Source organism: Mesorhizobium sp. M7A.F.Ca.MR.362.00.0.0, assembly GCF_004023175.1.
In the GTDB taxonomy this organism is placed as follows: Bacteria; Pseudomonadota; Alphaproteobacteria; order Rhizobiales; family Rhizobiaceae; genus Mesorhizobium.
The window spans coordinates 751-1,319 of record NZ_RZTF01000750.1 but is presented as its reverse complement, the minus strand read 5'-3'; the positions used below and the strand labels follow the sequence as shown (position 1 = coordinate 1,319).

General features: G+C 64.5%; 1 protein-coding gene. It reads left to right on the top strand.

Translation table 11 applies throughout. The annotated features are described in order from the left end of the window. A partial coding sequence (locus EOC06_RS44605; protein WP_281062143.1) for a penicillin-binding transpeptidase domain-containing protein occupies window positions 1-569 on the top strand: 569 nt, incomplete at both ends.

Sequence of the window (569 nt, the reverse complement as noted above, 5' to 3'; positions counted from 1 at the left end):
CGCCATCGTCGGCGGCCGCGACTATGGGGCCAGCCAGTTCAACCGCGCCACCAAGGCGCTGCGCCAGACCGGCTCATCATTCAAGCCCTATGTCTACGCAACCGCGATGGAACACGGCTTCACCCCCAACTCCATCATTTCCGGCGGCCCGATCAGCTGGGGCAGCTGGTCGCCGCACAATTACAACGGCGGATCGGCCGGCAACGTCACGTTGATCATGGCAATGGCCAAGTCGATCAACACCGTGCCGGTGCGGCTGGCCAAGGATCATCTCGGCATCGGCCCGATCAAGGCCATGGCCGAGGCGATGGGCGTGGAATCGCCGATCGAAGCACATAAGACGATGGTGCTCGGCACCTCGAGCATGACGGTGATGGACCAGGCGACGGGCTACAGCGTGTTCGCCGACAACGGCTTCGTCGGCTCCCGGCACGGCATCAGCCAACTCGTCACCCGCACCGGCGAGGTGGTCTATGATTTCGCCAAGGACGCGCCGCCGCCACACCGGGTGCTGTCCGAGCAGGCGCTCAAATCGATGAACACCATGCTGGCCGCAGTGCCGGTGATGG